The sequence below is a fragment of the Flagellimonas myxillae genome (assembly GCF_023502235.1).
In the GTDB taxonomy this organism is placed as follows: domain Bacteria; phylum Bacteroidota; class Bacteroidia; order Flavobacteriales; family Flavobacteriaceae; genus Flagellimonas; species Flagellimonas myxillae.
Window position 1 is genome coordinate 417,687 of the sequence record NZ_JAMFLY010000002.1, and the last position, 16,454, is coordinate 434,140.

General features: G+C 43.1%; 19 protein-coding genes. 7 read left to right on the plus strand and 12 right to left on the minus strand.

What is annotated here, in order from left to right:
* Positions 1-5: 5 nt before the first annotated feature.
* The gene (locus tag M3P07_RS10350) at positions 6-2,216 is read right to left on the minus strand and encodes a TonB-dependent receptor (RefSeq protein WP_249970285.1); all 2,211 of its coding nucleotides are present in this window, start codon (positions 2,214-2,216) and stop codon (positions 6-8) included.
* Between the two features lie 141 nt (positions 2,217-2,357).
* Here M3P07_RS10350 and M3P07_RS10355 point away from each other — a divergent pair, with 141 nt between their 5' ends.
* From M3P07_RS10355 to M3P07_RS10365, 3 genes are read left to right on the plus strand one after another with little or no spacing between them, the layout of a single operon-like run.
* Positions 2,358-3,014 (plus strand): metal-dependent transcriptional regulator, encoded by a 657-nt coding sequence (locus tag M3P07_RS10355; RefSeq protein WP_249969837.1) that lies wholly within the window; start codon positions 2,358-2,360, stop codon positions 3,012-3,014.
* Positions 3,014-3,835: a ZIP family metal transporter gene (locus M3P07_RS10360; RefSeq protein WP_249969838.1), complete on the plus strand. Its 822-nt coding sequence runs from the start codon at positions 3,014-3,016 to the stop codon at positions 3,833-3,835. Before M3P07_RS10355 ends, M3P07_RS10360 begins: the two co-directional genes overlap by 1 nt.
* A gap of 25 nt (positions 3,836-3,860) precedes the next feature.
* On the plus strand, positions 3,861-4,370 hold the full coding sequence (locus M3P07_RS10365; protein ID WP_249969839.1) for a nuclear transport factor 2 family protein: 510 nt from the start codon (positions 3,861-3,863) through the stop codon (positions 4,368-4,370).
* 31 nt (positions 4,371-4,401) lie between these two features.
* Here M3P07_RS10365 and M3P07_RS10370 read toward each other — a convergent pair whose 3' ends face one another.
* The 7 genes from M3P07_RS10370 to M3P07_RS10400 form a co-directional block, all read right to left on the minus strand.
* Positions 4,402-5,115, minus strand: coding sequence for a DUF4386 domain-containing protein (locus M3P07_RS10370; protein WP_249969840.1), 714 nt, complete (start codon positions 5,113-5,115; stop codon positions 4,402-4,404).
* Positions 5,116-5,176: 61 nt separating this feature from the next.
* A complete protein-coding gene (locus tag M3P07_RS10375; RefSeq protein ID WP_249969841.1) occupies positions 5,177-5,650 on the minus strand; it encodes a hypothetical protein in 474 nt (157 codons plus the stop codon).
* Between the two features lies 1 nt (position 5,651).
* Positions 5,652-6,410, minus strand: a complete 759-nt coding sequence (locus tag M3P07_RS10380; RefSeq protein ID WP_249969842.1) for an SDR family NAD(P)-dependent oxidoreductase — start codon at positions 6,408-6,410, stop codon at positions 5,652-5,654.
* A gap of 66 nt (positions 6,411-6,476) precedes the next feature.
* A complete protein-coding gene (locus M3P07_RS10385) occupies positions 6,477-7,988 on the minus strand; it encodes an acyl-CoA thioester hydrolase/BAAT C-terminal domain-containing protein (protein ID WP_249969843.1) in 1,512 nt (503 codons plus the stop codon).
* Positions 7,989-8,056: 68 nt separating this feature from the next.
* Positions 8,057-8,575, minus strand: coding sequence for a hypothetical protein (locus M3P07_RS10390; RefSeq protein ID WP_249969844.1), 519 nt, complete (start codon positions 8,573-8,575; stop codon positions 8,057-8,059).
* An 83-nt stretch (positions 8,576-8,658) separates the two neighbouring features.
* On the minus strand, positions 8,659-9,765 hold the full coding sequence (locus M3P07_RS17835; RefSeq protein WP_249969845.1) for a helix-turn-helix domain-containing protein: 1,107 nt from the start codon (positions 9,763-9,765) through the stop codon (positions 8,659-8,661).
* Positions 9,766-9,797: 32 nt separating this feature from the next.
* Positions 9,798-10,151 (minus strand): hypothetical protein, encoded by a 354-nt coding sequence (locus M3P07_RS10400; protein ID WP_249969846.1) that lies wholly within the window; start codon positions 10,149-10,151, stop codon positions 9,798-9,800.
* A 129-nt stretch (positions 10,152-10,280) separates the two neighbouring features.
* On the opposite strand from M3P07_RS10400, the gene M3P07_RS10405 reads away from it, so the two are divergent.
* The 4 genes from M3P07_RS10405 to M3P07_RS10420 are packed head-to-tail and all read left to right on the plus strand — an operon-like array spanning position 10,281 to position 13,581.
* On the plus strand, positions 10,281-12,320 hold the full coding sequence (locus M3P07_RS10405; protein ID WP_249969847.1) for a S9 family peptidase: 2,040 nt from the start codon (positions 10,281-10,283) through the stop codon (positions 12,318-12,320).
* Positions 12,313-12,747 carry a hypothetical protein gene (locus M3P07_RS10410; RefSeq protein WP_249969848.1) on the plus strand — a complete coding sequence of 145 codons (435 nt, stop codon included), beginning with the start codon at positions 12,313-12,315 and terminating at the stop codon, positions 12,745-12,747. The genes M3P07_RS10405 and M3P07_RS10410 overlap by 8 nt, the downstream gene beginning before the upstream one ends.
* A 26-nt stretch (positions 12,748-12,773) precedes the next feature.
* Positions 12,774-13,187, plus strand: a complete 414-nt coding sequence (locus M3P07_RS10415; RefSeq protein WP_249969849.1) for a DUF2141 domain-containing protein — start codon at positions 12,774-12,776, stop codon at positions 13,185-13,187.
* Between the two features lies 1 nt (position 13,188).
* On the plus strand, positions 13,189-13,581 hold the full coding sequence (locus M3P07_RS10420; protein ID WP_249969850.1) for a DUF423 domain-containing protein: 393 nt from the start codon (positions 13,189-13,191) through the stop codon (positions 13,579-13,581).
* 4 nt (positions 13,582-13,585) lie between these two features.
* Here M3P07_RS10420 and M3P07_RS10425 read toward each other — a convergent pair whose 3' ends face one another.
* Genes M3P07_RS10425 through M3P07_RS10440 form a run of 4 tightly spaced genes read right to left on the minus strand, consistent with a single transcriptional unit; the run spans position 13,586 to position 16,449 of the window.
* The gene (locus M3P07_RS10425; RefSeq protein WP_249969851.1) at positions 13,586-14,107 is read right to left on the minus strand and encodes a nuclear transport factor 2 family protein; all 522 of its coding nucleotides are present in this window, start codon (positions 14,105-14,107) and stop codon (positions 13,586-13,588) included.
* Between the two features lie 3 nt (positions 14,108-14,110).
* Complete coding sequence (locus M3P07_RS10430; RefSeq protein ID WP_249969852.1) at positions 14,111-14,824, minus strand: DUF4097 family beta strand repeat-containing protein; 714 nt, start codon at positions 14,822-14,824, stop codon at positions 14,111-14,113.
* Positions 14,825-14,858: 34 nt separating this feature from the next.
* Complete coding sequence (locus tag M3P07_RS10435) at positions 14,859-15,611, minus strand: DUF4097 family beta strand repeat-containing protein (protein ID WP_249969853.1); 753 nt, start codon at positions 15,609-15,611, stop codon at positions 14,859-14,861.
* 43 nt (positions 15,612-15,654) lie between these two features.
* On the minus strand, positions 15,655-16,449 hold the full coding sequence (locus tag M3P07_RS10440; protein ID WP_249969854.1) for a HEAT repeat domain-containing protein: 795 nt from the start codon (positions 16,447-16,449) through the stop codon (positions 15,655-15,657).
* Between the last annotated feature and the right edge of the window lie 5 nt (positions 16,450-16,454).

Genomic DNA, 16,454 nt, shown 5'->3' on the forward strand with positions numbered 1-16,454 from the left:
AAAGTCTAAAAAACCGTATACCGCAACCCAAAGAACCCGCGAATACCTTGGTTGGGGCCATACACGTAGCTGGGATCAAAAGTTAGTGCATAAGGGTTGTCCGCAGTGGCCACTACATTCCCTTGTGGGTCAAACTGTACGTTTCTGTCAAAAGGGTCATCTGCACGGGCTATGATAAAGGGGTTACCGCGGTTTGGTGTCCAATCCAATAGGTTTTTGACTCCTCCGTAGAATTCAAATTTGTCCAAACCTTTATAGGTAAATTGGATGTTTTGGATGCTCCAGGTAGGAGATTCGGGCGACCTCGGATCCAAATCGCCTAACAATGGCAATCGCATGGGGCCGTATAAGTTTCCAGTATAGTCCACGGTCAAGTCCAAATTCCTAAAAGTGTAGGAGACATTCCAGGTACCCGTAAAGCTCTCGGTTAAAATTTGCTGTTGGGTCACCCCGTTTTCGGTATTGCTTACATCTTGCCAAGTGGCTCCTACCAAAAATTTAAGCCCATTGGGCAGAACCAAATCTACATTGGCACTTACCCCTTGCGAAACGGATTTTCCATCCAAGTTATCGTAGATAATCTGGTTGGGATTGGTGTCGTAATCCGGAATGATAATATTGGAAAAATGGGTATAGAAGGCGGAAACATCAATACCTACAAAGGTGCCATTGTCCGCATAAATTTTCTTCAAATAGTTAAGGTTGACGTTAATGGAACGTTCCGGTTTCAATTCTTCGGTAATGACCACATCCCGGGAACCCGTTAAGGCCGCATGCTCTTCCGTAAAAAGGTTCACCACCCGGAACCCGGTTCCGGCATTTACCCTGAAAATATCATTGTCCGAAATTTTCCATTTGTAGGCCGCTCTTGGCGTAAAAATATTGCCATGTCGTTGATCATAGTCATAGCGCAAACCCCCTAAAAAGGAGTGCTTTTCGGCAAAATTAAATTCATCCTGTACAAACAAACTGGGAATCCAAACTTCGTCCTTTCTAACCGTTGCCGGAGTATTGTCATCGTAATAATTGTAACGAACCGCACTCCCAAACAACAGATCATGCTTTCCTGCGGTTTTGTCCCAAGTCAACTGTCCAAAACCAATACGCTGATCGGCCAAATAGCTCACATCCCCATACACGGAATTTTGGTTATGATCATTATAGGAAACCGACAACATTACTTTTTCATCTATCGGCAGTTGATATTTGCCCAAAACCTCCCATCTACGGGTATAGATACTTTCCCCATAAATTTCATCCCCTCCTCGAAACTCTGGAGTCCATTGTAGTTCACCGCCCCATCGGTCTTCGTAAAAGAACCTTCCGGCCAACGAAAATAATTTGGAATCCTTGCGCTTAAAATTCCATTTCTGGAATACAGATATTCTATCTTGAAGGGTGAGATCGGTAAAATTGTCCCCATTGTTGTCCACAACCTCATCAAAATTAAAATAGTTGACCCCTAGGAGCAGGTCGGTGTTTTGGCCCACTTCAATTTTGGAGCCCACATCCAGATTATATTCGCCCCAACCTGTGAGATAAGCATCCGCAAAAAACTCTGGCGCATTGGGGGCATGTTTGGTAATAACATTGATCAACCCACCTACTGCTTCACTACCATATAGGGTAGAAGCGGGGCCTTTTACAATTTCAATTTGTTCTATTAAGGAGTTTGGAATTCCCGATAGCCCGTACACGGTTCCTAGGCCGCTGACGATGGGCATACCATCAATCAACACTAAGGTATATGGGCCTTCCAAGCCGTTGATATGGATATCCCCCGTGTTGCAAACATTGCAGTTGATTTGGGGGCGTACCCCGTTTACATTTTGAAGGGCTTCAAATATATTGGGAGTTGGATTCTTTTTAAGGAATGTTGGGGTATACACTTCAACAGGCACTGCACTTTCCAATCTGCTGACAGGTTTTAAGGTTCCTGTAACCACGGTTTCCTCCAGACTTTCGGCCGAAGCTTCCAACTCAATGTCCAAGGTTTTTATCTCGCCATTTCCAATTAAAATAGACCTCCTTTGGGCAAGATAACCTATGGAAGAGGCTATAAGGGTGTATTGTCCGGGCTCGATATTCGGAAGCTCATAATGTCCATCAATATCAGTTGCTGTACCCATTTGGGTGCCCTTTAATAGGACATTGGCATAGGCAATAGGATGACCATTTTCGGATAGGGTGCCCGTTAGGGTTCCTTGGGCCAGCATAGAGCTGAATCCTAGAATCCCTACAACGAAGAAAATGAATACGTTAGAGGTGTTTTTCAATTTGGGTAAAATTAAATTTAGACAAAACTAAAAATTTGTTTTTGTAAATAAAAATGTATTTTTGGAAAAATTAATTTTTTGATGACCCGATCAGAGGAAAATTACATCAAGACTATCTTTCATTTGGGAGGAAGCGATTCCGTACCCATTGCTACGAATGCGATAGCGGAGCAGATGGAAACCAAACCTTCATCGGTTACCGATATGGCCAAGAAATTGGCAGAAAAAGGATTGGTGCATTACAAAAAGTACCAAGGGGTGTCCTTGACGGACATTGGGGTTAAAACAGCCCTTTCCATCATCAGAAAGCACCGATTATGGGAGGTCTTTTTGGTAAAGAAATTGGATTTTTCCTGGGATGAGGTGCATGAGGTGGCAGAGCAGTTGGAACACATTAAAAGTGAAAAGCTGATTGATAAGATTGACGAGCTGTTGGATTTCCCAAAATTCGATCCCCATGGAGATCCCATCCCCAGCAAGGATGGAAAGTTCATGATTCGGGATAAGCAATTATTAAGTGATGTCCCAATCCACACCGATGGGGTTTGTGTTGGGGTAAAGGACACTTCCCCCACTTTTTTAAAATTTCTGGACAAGAACAACATCGCTTTGGGAAACACCATCCGAATCCTGGATAAGGAAGAGTTTGATCAGTCCCTGCACATTCAAATGGATGGGAAAGAACTCCATATTTCCCATCAAATAGCATCTAATCTTTATGTTAAACTGAACGATTAATGGAAGAAGTAATTCAATATTTTGAAAGTATAGACCCCATATTGGCTGCTTTTTATGCCACCGTATTTACTTGGGGATTAACCGCAGCCGGAGCCGCTTTGGTCTTTTTGTTCAAGGGAATGAACCGTGCCGTTTTGGACGGCATGTTGGGCTTTACCGGCGGAGTTATGGTAGCTGCCAGTTTTTGGAGTTTATTGGCACCCGGAATAGAAATGAGTGAAGGCGAGGGCTTTGTCAAAGTCATTCCGGCTGCTGTCGGATTTTTATTGGGAGCCGCATTTATTTTTGGATTGGACAAAGTACTGCCCCACTTGCATATCAATTTTAAGGAAAGTGAGGCCGAAGGGGTGAAAACGCCTTGGCACCGAACCACTTTATTGACCCTTGCCATTACCTTGCACAACATTCCTGAAGGTCTCGCAGTAGGGGTGCTGTTTGGCGGTGTAGCGGCGGGCTTTGACGGGGCCACCATTGGAGGTGCGGTCGCATTGGCCTTGGGGATTGGACTTCAGAATTTTCCAGAAGGTTTTGCGGTTGCAATGCCCTTACGAAGACAAGGATTAAGCCGATGGAAAAGTTGGGTTTATGGACAAGCGTCTGCCATTGTGGAGCCTATAGCTGCGGTGTTGGGAGCTTGGGCCGTTCTTACTTTTGAGCCTATTTTGCCCTATGCATTGTCTTTTGCTGCAGGAGCCATGATTTTTGTAGTAGTGGAAGAGGTGATACCGGAAACGCAAAGAGACAAATACACCGATATCGCCACATTGGGTTTTATCGGTGGATTTATCATTATGATGATGCTGGATGTGGGCCTAGGATAAAGCACAGTAACCAAAATTAAAAACTATGCGATCATTACTTTTTGTGCTCACCTTTTGCCTGACCTATTTGAGTTATTCCCAAAATGGGATTGAACACATTCAGAATGAAATAGACCAAACCGTTTGGAAACCTTTTAAAAATGCTTTTGAAACCCTGGACGGGGAGGCACTGAATGCCATTTACGCCGAAGAAGTACTTCGGGTTACTCCCCAAGGAATCGATACTGAAAATGTTTTTAAGTCCAAAAACTTGGAACGATTCAAAACCAACAAGGTCGAAGGTGTTTCCATTACTTTGGATTTTTGGTTCGATAGTCGTCATACCAATAAAACAACTTCTTATGAAGTAGGGTTCTATCGAATCGGGTTTATCTCAAAAGATGGAGAAACCAACTATAGTTATGGTCAATTTCACATCGTGCTGAAAAGAATAAACGGCCATTGGAAGATCACTCAAGATTGGGACACTGCACATATCAATGGAAACCCCATTTCCGCTTCTGATTTTGACCAAAAAGCAGCTCTGAAGTTTTAGTTCCGCCCATCATTACTAAAGCAAACCTATATTAAGACCCTGTCGCATTTTGTGGTTCAGTGGGTGAAATTTTTATGCCCATGATCAACAACCACAAACAAGTACCCAATTCCCCAATACTGGCGGGGATGGTGATATAATCCGAAATCCAAAGCGAATTGTAATCAGGGCAAAGGACTCTGCCCATGAAGTCAATAAAGTACCCAACACTCCCTACCATCAGAAACAGGCCCAAAATTTTGGGAAGAAAGCCAGATTTAAAGACCAGGTAACCAAAGGGGAAGAGCCAAAGACCCCAGAAAATTTGGGATATCAGAATGCCTTTAAAATACGATTGAAAAGCCTGCATGACCTGGGTCTCAATTTGAGCTGTATTGTACACATCCAAGAATCCGGCTTCGCCCAAAAGGGACAGCACATCAAATTTGTGCACCACACTGCCCATGGAAATGGGGACACTCATAAGGACCAAGACGACCATGAGGACCGCTACATTTTTATTGATATCCTTGAACAGTTTGTATAATACTAATGGCAATATCACAAAAAACAGGTAACAAAGTAGTTCACCTAAAATTTCCAAGCGGAATAAAAATTCCGAAGATTTAAGGTTTTCAATGGTTTCTGCCGGATTGTCCCAAACTAGGAGTTGCGACGGAACATACATTAGACTAAATATGCCCGTAATGGCAATTAAAAAGTAAATAAGTCCGGCTAAGCGGGCCGTTTTTTGATTGACTCCCATTTCTTTTGATTAAGGTTCTATGGAAGAAGACGTGGGAAGGGGGTGTAAAGGTTGCCTCCAACTACCTTAATTCGTCAAGAATTTGGTTGAAATCGTATTGAAGATCTTCATGCAGGGCAACAATTTTCTTTTCAACAAAGGTTATTTGCCGATCGTATAAATTGCGCAACGCAATGTTGTTTTTAATGGAGGGCCGAAAAGATTTCAGCTTTTGACAGAAATACAATAACAGCTCAACTTCGGTTTCTTTGTTTCCTGAATACCGAACATATTTTTTGATGGTGCGAAGAATTTTCCGAACACTTTTTTTGATGTAGTAAAAACTATTGGTATTGATTTCCTCAAACATTTCATCCACCTCGGCTTTGACGGACTCAATATATCCATCCTCATGATCGGCTTCAAAAAGCAAGTAAGTAAGCAGTTCTTTGTTCTCTTTTTTGAATCGACCTAATCGAAGACATAAATTCAAAAGCTCATCTGGGGAACGATGTTGGAGTTCTTTTTTAAGTTGGGCAATGGTGGACGCTTTCATATTAACTCCTTAGATAAGATGCCCCGTTCACATCAATGATGGTCCCGGATGAATATCCAGCACCTTCGGAAGCCAAAAACAAAATGGCATGGGCCACTTCTTTGGGTTGTGCCATGCGCTGAAATGGTGATTCCCGCAATAAATGGTCCCTTTCAACCGGAGTCAAGGTTTCAGCGGCCATTTCCGTTTCGGTAAATCCTGGCGCTACTACGCCAATATGGATATGGTGTTTAGCCAATTTTTTGGCTAAGGACTGACTCATGGAATTCAATGCAGCCTTGCTGGCACCATAGGCGGGTTTGGTAGGCTCACCTCTAAACGCACCTCTAGAGGAAACGTTTACAATCTTTCCACCACCCGTTTCCATCATCGCTTTGGCGCCCCAATAGCAAAGATTGGATACCGCAAACAGATTGGTCTTAAAGGTGTCTACCCAGGCGTTGGTCCAATGGTCAAAATCCACTTCCTCTATATCGTGGAAAATGGAAATTCCCGCATTGTTTACCAAAATATCCAAAGATCCAAAATGGTCCACAAAATTTGTGATGAGTTCTTGTGGTCCTGTTTTTTCACTGATGTCCTGTCGCAAAAGATGGTGGCCTTCACCGGCCAACTCCATCAGTGTCATTTGGGCCGCTTGCTCATTGCTGCGATAATTGAGACCTACCTTAGCGCCTTTTTCCGCAAAGGCCTGGGCAGTGGCTTTTCCGATACCACGGGAAGCACCGGTAATCAATACATTTTTATTGGAAAAATCCATCCGGGATGTTTTGTTGTTATCAAAGATAACAAGGAACTGGCTTTGATGGTTTTCCAAAGGTGTAGGTCAGTTCAGAACTTCTTCCAGAGCTTGTTGCAATGCTGTTCGTAGGGATGGGGATAAGGTGGTATCATCGTCCAATAACCCCGAAGCCATTCTATAGTGATGGTTGGATTTCACCAAAGAATCATTTTGATCAAGGTAATAACCTAGCCGGTAATGGTTCAAGGCCGAGTTGGGATAACTCTCCACCGCCATTGCATACAAACGAATTCTATATTTATAATCGGGATCCTTTTTGTACGCCAGCCAATTCTTATAATCGTTATAGAAAGTCTGGGAAAATGGTTTTGTGTTCCCGGCAGCCACATGGTACTTGTAAATGCTATCAATGGCACCAAATCCTTGGGTCACAAACAGGTTCTTTAGCTGACTCATATTGGGCGGGGGTTCATGCCCCTCTAGAACATATAAAGTATCTATGGATTTCCCCAGTTTATCCGAAGGGGTCTTGTCATAATATTGCTGAAAATTATAGCTCTTATTCTTGAGTTTGGTATCCAAAAATGCAAGGATCAGCTCTGCTCCAGCTGTAAACCCAGCTTCCAAATCTCCTCTAGGTTCACCAATGATATTGGGAACATAGGCGTCAAAAAGGCCATAGTTGAGGAAATGGAATTCACTCATTTCTGGCAACCGTGCAAAATAACGATTACTAAAATCAAGGCTGTAAATATTATTAGGAGAAATATTGGGGTGGGGCGCATAAATGGCCAATATGGGAAGGGAAACACTTTGTGGTTCATAAAATACGGTCTCGTTTAAGATTCGCTGTTCGTATTCACTCAAAAACCCGCCTTCCAAACTTACCAGCGCTTTGATTTTCTTGTTCCGGGAAGCGAGCGCGGCACAAAACGAGGACTCAATTGCGTTTCCTACGAGGGCGATTTGCTTGGTATTGACGTTGGGCAATTGGAGCAACTCTCCAAGAGCAAACTGCAGATCATCCACACTGGATTCCAGCCCTCTTGCAGACGCATCCACCACATGGGCAAACTCACCCTTTAGGGAAACCCCGGCAACGATGTAACCGTGGCTGGCCAGGTATTCGCACAGCACGCTTTGATTGGCTGGGCTACTACCGTTGGGAACAATGATCAATGGGAAAATACCTGGAGCACTTTTCGTTTCCAAAGCTGAAAACGTGGTTAATTGCAACAAGGTATCCAGGTCGCTATCTGTCATTCCTTTTTCCCCTTTTAGTTCGTCAGCTTGGTATTTATAAATTTCCCGGGAAAGTGAATCCGAATCCATTCCCATGGCACTTTCGGTGTGTGGAGTTATCAAATCCACAAAATGACTAAAGGGAAGTAACGGAGCTTTTTCGTCTGATGGGTACCAAATATGCAAGGGCAATTTTCTGCCTGGAGCAGCATCTTGGCTGGGGTACAATTTTCCACTCCAATCCGAAAAAGGAACCCTTGGACGGGAAACATCGTTGGTGAACAAAGTCTTGAAACCCACGCTGTAGTTCCCATAATTTAAGTAGTTCGAGAAGGGTTCTTCTTGAACGTCCATTTTTTGGTCTTGACAACCTAGGATGAAAAATAGAAACGGTAAGAGTAAATATTTAGGCATGGCACTTATCATTTAACCCGTGTAGCAACATCGTTAAATATTTGGATCCAGTCCTTGTCTTTTTCAAAGACACTGGCCCAGCCATCCCAAACCAATTTATCCCTATTAGCGTAAGAAATAGTTGCCCTAAAAAAGCGATCTTCAATTACATTTTTGGGAGTAATGGCAATGATGCGTTCGTTTTCTTGGTCCAAAAACCATTTAAATTGTCCGTGCAACGGAAAATCATGGGCAAAGTTGGTGGCCCTAAAACAACCTTCCTTTTTATCGTAATTGATGATGTAGGAGTAATATCTTTTTCGGCCTGTTTTCTGAATGGTTGTTTCAGATTCGCACCGTATGAATTGCCCATTGAGATAGTATTCACAAGTCCGGGTTCCAATTTCCTGATAGGCCCTATCGGTTCCAGGAAGAATGGTTTCCTCAATATTCCAACTGCCAATTAGAAAGTCAAGATCTTTGATGGATTGGGAATAGGTGGTACTACATAAAATAAAAGCGAAAGTAACAAGGATAGTTTTCTGCATTTTGATTGAGTTTTCCACTCAAAGTAAAAAGCAGCCTCTTTACAGAAGTCTCAAGTTCTGTTTTGAGGTATCAAAACCCGTTTTTATGACGAATCTTTCATTTTGTATTCCTTGGGTGTCATCCCGGTAGTAGTTTTAAAAATCCTATTAAAACTGGCTTTGGAATTGAAACCGGAATCGTAGGCCAGACTCATAATCTTAAGATGGGAATTTTTGGGGTCGCGAAGTTTTTCCTGGACTTCTTTCACCCGATACCCGTTAATGAATTGAAAGAAATTATTGTTGGGTTTACTGTTGATAGCCTCCGAAATTGTACGTTCTGGAATACCAACATTACGACTAAGCTCCGTTAAACTCAATTCTGGATTTTTGAATAATTTCTCTTCCCTCATAACTTCCTCCAATTGTTGAATCACCCTGGTAGATTCCTCCGTGGGTAATTCCTGAGCTGTATTAAAGACTGGTAATAATTGCAGGGTTTGTGTTTGTAGGTAGCCATGAATACCCAACCAATACAACACACAGGCGTACAACAATAGGACAGCGTTTCTAAACTCGTTCCATCTATCCAGAAACACCATGCCCCGAACACCACTTACTATCGCCAAAAAAACAAGAATAATCCCAAAGGAGGTTACGATCACAACAATGATTCGTTTGGCCCACGCCAAATCAATTTTATTCAGGTTGGATACATTTTCCAAAAGGTTTCGCTGATAGTTTTTAATGATGGTCAACGATAACATCATGTAAAAAAGAATGGATAGTATGGCCATGGATTCAAACAATTCGGCCGTATAATGGAACCAATGGTAGGGGTGATGGTTACCGGAGTAAATCAGATGGTAGATGCTATGCAAATAATTGAGCACAATTGGGCTAAAATGCCAAAGTTGCTTGTTGGTAAAACGCGCTTGGGGTTGGGTAAGGGTTTTTACATAAAAGTAAAACGAAGGACCAATCCAATAGGAAAGGGAAAAAGGCAACCACGCCAGCCATCTGTGCGAATGCCAAATGGAAGGGTCTAGCATGTAGGGGGTAAAGGTCAAGCACATGCAAATAATGGTCAATGCAAGAAACCGATTGGCAAAACGGTTTTCCTTTTTGCCCAAGATCAAAAAACTGAACACAAATCCATTCACCACGGCACAAATAGTAACAAGTTGAATGAAGGATAATTGTAGCGTCACGACTTTGGGTTGATGCGATTAAAGGTATTCTTTTATCCGTTTATGTGAAATAGCAACATGCCCAACCCGGCTACAATTCCCAGCCAAAGCACACTTGCCAGGATCAAAGCCAGTATGTGGAAAAAGAGGACCATCTCCAATTTTGTTTTCTCGCTCCTAGAAACTCCTTTTGGGTTTTTAAAGACGATGGTTTGTGTTTGTTGCAAAACCACCCAACAATGAATTCCGCGGTTGGCCGCAATTTGTTCAACTCTACGTTTTATAAATCCATAGCCCTTGGCAATGATATAGTATTCCCCAACAAGCACGGCAACACCCAGGGCGGCGCTGTTGAACCCATCGTGCCACGCTTTGACGGAACCCAAAATCAAGAACTTTATTGACATACCCAAAATGTAAAGCTTAAAACAGGTTCCGCGAGGTTGGTTGTGGGAACAGCTTAAAAAACTAGGGAAAAGTGGATGATTTCGACCACTTCTTTTTCGCTACCTTTAAAGCTACAAATTTTGAAAATAATGAAGCAGCTTTTTTTGTTCCTGTTTTGTATTGGAACACTTCACTGTACCTACGCACAAAAACAAAAATTTTCTTATCTCGATGTATTTGATCTTCAATATGCGTCCGACCCACAGATTTCTCCGAATGGTGAGTGGGTGGTGTATCGCCGAATGGGATATGATATCATGAAGGATGGTTCCAAGGGCAATCTATGGATGGTCAAGGCAGATGGAAGCCAGCACCAAAAGTTGACCTCGAATGAAATCAACGAGAGCAATCCCAGATGGTCCCCATCCGGGAACCGAATTGTTTTTTCAGCAAGTACGCCCGAAGGTTCGGAAATTTATATGTATTGGGTGTCGAGTGGGAAGGTGGCCAGACTTACCCAGTTACCGTTTAGCCCAAGTTCCTTAACCTGGTCCCCGGACGGACGGCAGATCGCATTTTCCATGAACGTGCAAAAAAAGCCACCTGTTATTGCCAAGATTCCCAAAAAACCAAAGGGTGCCAAATGGGCCGAAGAACCTAGGATTACGGATCGCGTTTATCACGAAGCTGACGGTAGGGGATATATCAAACCTGGTTTCAACCACATTTTCGTTTTGCCGGCGGAAGGGGGAGCTGCACGACAGATAACTTCTGGGGATTGGCATCACAGAGGGACGCTTTCTTGGGCCAAGGACGGGCGAAAAATTTTCTTCTCTGGCAATAGGGTAGAGGACTGGGAGTATCGTTTTAGAAACAGCGAGATTTATTCCGTAGATGTACAAAGTGGGGATATTGTGGGCTTGACCGATAGGAATGGGCCGGATTATGAACCCAAAGTTTCTCCGGATGGGAAACGCATAGCGTACCTCGGATTTGAACACAAAGTACAAGCCTATCAAGTACGAAAGTTACACCTTATGAATGTCGATGGAACGGATAAAAAAGTTATTTCGGGAGCCTTGGACAGAACCCTATCGAACATTCGGTGGAATACTAAGGGTGATGGACTTTATTTTCAATATGATGATAAAGGAAATGGGAAAGTTGGGTTTGTTTCACTGTCTGGAAATGTTTCAAAAATTGCGGATAACGTAGGCGGAACGACTTTGGGAAGACCCTATCCGAGCGGATCTTTTAGCAGTTCACAAAACGGGACCATTGTGTATACCCAATCCCGGACCGATTATCCAGCAGAGCTTGCAGTCATTAAGCCAAAATCCAAGAATCCGATTAAAATAACTGCCTTGAACCGGGCGCTCCTAAATTATCGGGAGTTGGGAAAAGTGGAGGAGGTTTGGTACAAATCTTCTGTAGATGGCAGGGATATTCAAGGATGGGTAGTCTTTCCACCTAACTATGATGCCGGCAAAAAATATCCGTTTATGGTTGAAAACCACGGGGGTCCCATCCTTAATTATGGCGACCGGTTTTCTACCGAAATGCAATTGTATGCCGCTGCCGGATATGTGGTTTTTTATCCCAATCCTCGTGGAAGTACCAGTTATGGGGAGGAATTTGGAAACTTGCTTTACAACAACTATCCCGGAGAGGATTACAACGATGTTATGGACGGGGTGGACCATTGCATTAAAATGGGCATTGCCCATGAAGACCAACTTTTTGTGACCGGCGGAAGCGCAGGAGGCATCATGAGCGCCTGGATGATTGGAAAAAACAACCGATTTGAGGCTGCCGTTGTGGCCAAACCTGTAATGAATTGGATCAGTAAGACTTTGGTGGCCGATAATTATTTTTATTACGCTGAGCACCGATACCCAGGTCAACCTTGGGAAAATTTTGAAGGGTATTGGAAATTTTCACCCATTTCGCTCGTTGGTAATATAGAGACCCCAACCATGGTAATGGTGGGCATGAACGATTTACGTACTCCACCCAGCGAAGCCAAGCAACTCTACCATGCCCTAAAACTGAGAAAGATTGAAACCGTTCTAGTGGAGATTCCTGGCGCGAGCCATGGCATTGCCAATAGGCCCAGCAATTTGATCACCAAGATTGCGCATACGGTGGCATGGTTTGATAAGTATAGAACAGCAAATAAAAATGAGTAAGAGGAAACGGCATTGGCTTTGGAATGTGTTGATTGTCCTAACCTTGGTAGTTTGTTTTTTTGCCTTTTTGGCCCATTATAAAAACTGGCATAAAATAGAGGAAGGGGAACTTAAGGTCCTATCTGGAATTTATTATCAGAAAATCCCATTGACGGAGATTGACAGCATTAAACTGGTGCAAAAATTACCTGAATTGGAACGCTCCAATGGCTTTTCATGGATGGTGGCCGAAAAAGGGGTTTTTGTGGACTCCATCTCCCAAACCAAGGTTCACTTTTTCGTGGACGATTTGGCCCAACAAAAGATCAAGGTGGTCCACCACGATTCGTTAAAGTTGTTCATCAATTTTAAGGATAGTCTTCAAACGCTGGAATTTTACAATAGTTTGCAACAGCAAATAAGTAACTTTTCGGCCAAAGCAAATTGATTTTGCGTTTCACCCAATCCTTTTTCATGAGAATTGTCCAGTTTAGTATACTTTTCATATCCATGACGCTGTTTTCCCAGCACAGGATACATGTGCATGTGGAGAACATACCGTCCGGGAAAGGGAATATAAATTTGGCGGTTTATAGTTCGGAAAAAACGTTTTTAAAATTCGAGGGGGTGATTCAGTCCAAAAGCGTTCCGGCCAAAAAAGGAAGCATTACCGTACTTTTGGAAGATGTGCCCCATGGTGAGTATGCCCTGGCGATTTTTCACGATGCCAATGGCAACGATAAATTGGACAAGAACTGGTTGGGCATCCCCACGGAAAAGGTGGCTTTTTCCAAAGCAAAGATGAAAACCTTTGGCCCTCCGTCGTATCGGGATTGCTGTTTTAAGGTAAACGGGGACACCCAAGTAAACATTAGATTCACAAAATAATATGGAAACCATACTCTTAGCCCAGTTTATGGGTGCATTTTACGGATTTTTGGCGGTTATCTTGGGCGCATTTGGTGCCCACGCCCTTAAAAAGAAATTGAGCCAAGAACTACTTCAAAGTTTTGAAACAGGGGTCCGTTACCAAATGTTCCATGCCATTGTATTGTTGGTTTTGGCGTTTAATCTGGGTTTTGACCAAGCTTTGGATACCTACATCGTGAATTGCTTTGTTTACGGAACACTGTTGTTCTCGTTCAGCATATATGGGCTGTGCCTAAGTTCGGCCAAGGGAAGAAAGCTTCGTTTTTTAGGACCCATTACCCCTTTGGGAGGCCTACTGTTGGTAGTGGGATGGGCCCTTTTGCTTTATTCTTTTATTGCTCCAATGCTGTAGCCAACTACTCAATCCTTACAGGCTCGATGCTATCGTAAAACCAAGGAGTATGCTGATTGGTAACTGCCACCCATTCCCATTTTTCATTTTGCTTTTGGGCACTTAGGGTCATCAATCCTATTTCCTTAAAGGTTGTATCGGCCGGATGCTCCTTTTTGAACCAGAACATTTTCCAAGAATAATAGGCAAGGGCACTATTATTATCCAAAAAACGAATTTTGGGTTTCCCTATTTCATAATAATAGTCCAAGGAATCATTTTTGGTAAACATGAGGTGGAACTTTTCCAATTCCTTTTTGCCCTCAAAAAAATACCCTTGTGAGTTTATCCAAGTGGCGTTTTCTGAAAACTGGGGCATGACCAAGGCTGCATCCTTTTTGATCATCGCTTCCTCCCGAAGTGATATCATTTGTGCCAACACCAAGGAATCCGATTCCTTTTGGTTTATGGTTGCTGTTGAAGCTTTCTCGTTTTGACAGCTTGCGAAGGACAAAGCAGCCAAGGCAAAAAGATAAAATGGTTTCATCTTCTAAAGCCGCAAGTACATATTTCCGTTAATGGTATTCAGCTTAAGGCGATGGGTTGCATTGTCAAAACTCCCCTCCACCTTTTGGCCCACATATCGGTCCGTAACCTTTAGTTCCAACTTTTCATCTGCATAAATTTGACCGTGGATGGTCTCGGCTGTTAATCTGGAGTTTTGCATGACCAAATCGATTTCGCCGTTAATGGTCTTTAAATCCAAATTCCCCTTGTACTTTGTAATATCGATATTGCCGTTGATGAGGTCCGCGGTGAAATCCCCCTCTATTACATCTGCCTTAAGGTGACCATTGATGCTGCTGACGGTAAAGTCTGCATTTTTGGGCACATAGAGGATGTAATCAAAAGTGTACAGATCATGGGTATGGTAATAGCTGTGGGATCCCTCGGGACGGTTTTTCTCCCACTCCTCATGAAAGGCCTTAAACACGGGTTCTGGCACTGAAGTTATCCCAATATAGCCATTGCCTTCGTCCACGTTCAATTGGTAGAGTTCCAAATACTTGCCATCCTTGGTTCGAAGGGTTGCCTTAAAATAAACTGTGGATTTATCCCAAGTCTTCACTTCAATTTCAGAGGCAAATTTTACATCCACATCGATGACCTGATTGGAGTAAGCAATGTTTTTTTCGATGACTTTTTGAGCGCTAAGTGGCAGGCACGCAAATCCCACCACCAGCATTGTGATTACTATTTTCATGATTTTCGTTTTTTGAGATGAATAAACTTGGTGTCTACTGTTTTCTGAGATAAATATTCCCGTTGGTGGATTTTAAGGAGATTTTTACCCCCCCATTGTTGATGGAGGCTGAGATCTTTCTGTCTGAAATCGAGGTAAGTCCGTCCTTCATTTCCCGCTTAAGTTCAAAATTGGTGTAAATGTCCCCGTTTACCGTACCGAGTTGCAGATCTGCAGGAGTGTTGGCCGGAAGCATTACCTCCACATCGTCGTTGGTGGTGTAAATGGAAATGGGCGAACCTTGCTTCACAGTGGCAAAATCCACGGTGATTTCGCCATTGAGGGCATTTGCCGTTACCGGACCGTTCACATTGGAGATTTCGATACTGCCGTTCAATTGGGCATCGGCCTCTACCTCCCCGGAAAATCCGTCTATTTTGATATGACCGTTCCAGGTACTTTTTACGGAAACGTTCTGACCTTTGGGAAGATAAATTATGGCTCCCTCGGACCTTCTGAGGTTTTTGACGATCAATGTATTCCCGTCCTGAACCACATAAAAACCTACTTCTGTATTGTCCGAGCCTCCTTCGCCCACCAAACGGAGACCCTTGGCTTTTTCGTTGACCTTGGTGTCTTTACTTCCCTTGATCCTAATTTCGTTGGACGTTTGGGTTTTTAGGGTAATGTCGGCCTTGGATTCGATTTTTACCCATTCAATACCGGTTAAGGCTTTGGTATAATCGGCCTGGGCCTGGACCAATGTGCTGGTCACAAATGCTACTACTAAAATTGATAATTTTCTCATGATTTTCGCTTTTTGATGCTTCGACAATGCGAAGCTTAGGTTATTATATAATTTTTGGCAAAGCCATTTTGATTTCATTTTTTACGAAGGGTTGGGTGTCTTCCTGCTCCAACAATTTTTGCATTGGACCCACTGCCTTCTTTTCCTGTATTTTGACCAAGGCCTGAATAATACCCACCTGGATACTTGGGTTTTTTTCTTTCTCCAGGGCCTTTACAAAAACAGATTTCACGGTTTCTGTTGAAGCAAATCCAGCAAGGGCTTCAAATGCATGGAGTCGAACAATGTCATTCTCATCCTTTAGCAAACGATTGGCCAGGGCCTTTACAATGGTCTCATCCGGATTTGGAAACTCCTCTATATAGTTTACCCCCTGTATCCGCTTGCTGGCCGATTGGTTTTCCATTAAGGAAAGCATGGCGGTCTGTTTTATCTGCAGGCTTTCTTCCCTTAGAATGGCCACATCATCGTTGGATTTTTCCATTTCCATTATCCTGCCTGTTTGGAATGTTGCGATCAATAAGGCAACACTCGCCGCTATTTTAAGCAGATTTTTGGTCCAAGGGGCTGTTCTTTTTTCAAGTTGGACCACCTTGGTTTGCGCAGACTTTTCGCGTTCCAACGCTAGGTCAAATTGTGTACTTAGCCGGTCCGAGGGAACTGGGACATGGTCCTCCTCAAAAGCTTTGAACAGTTCCCTAAGCCCTTCCAATTCTTTTTGACATGTCTCGCAACCAGCAAGATGGTTTTCGACCAGCTGTTTGTCCTTGTCGGACAGCAATCCATCCAGATACGCTGAGAGCTGGGATGAAACATGTTTGTTTTTGTCTGTCTCCATTATTT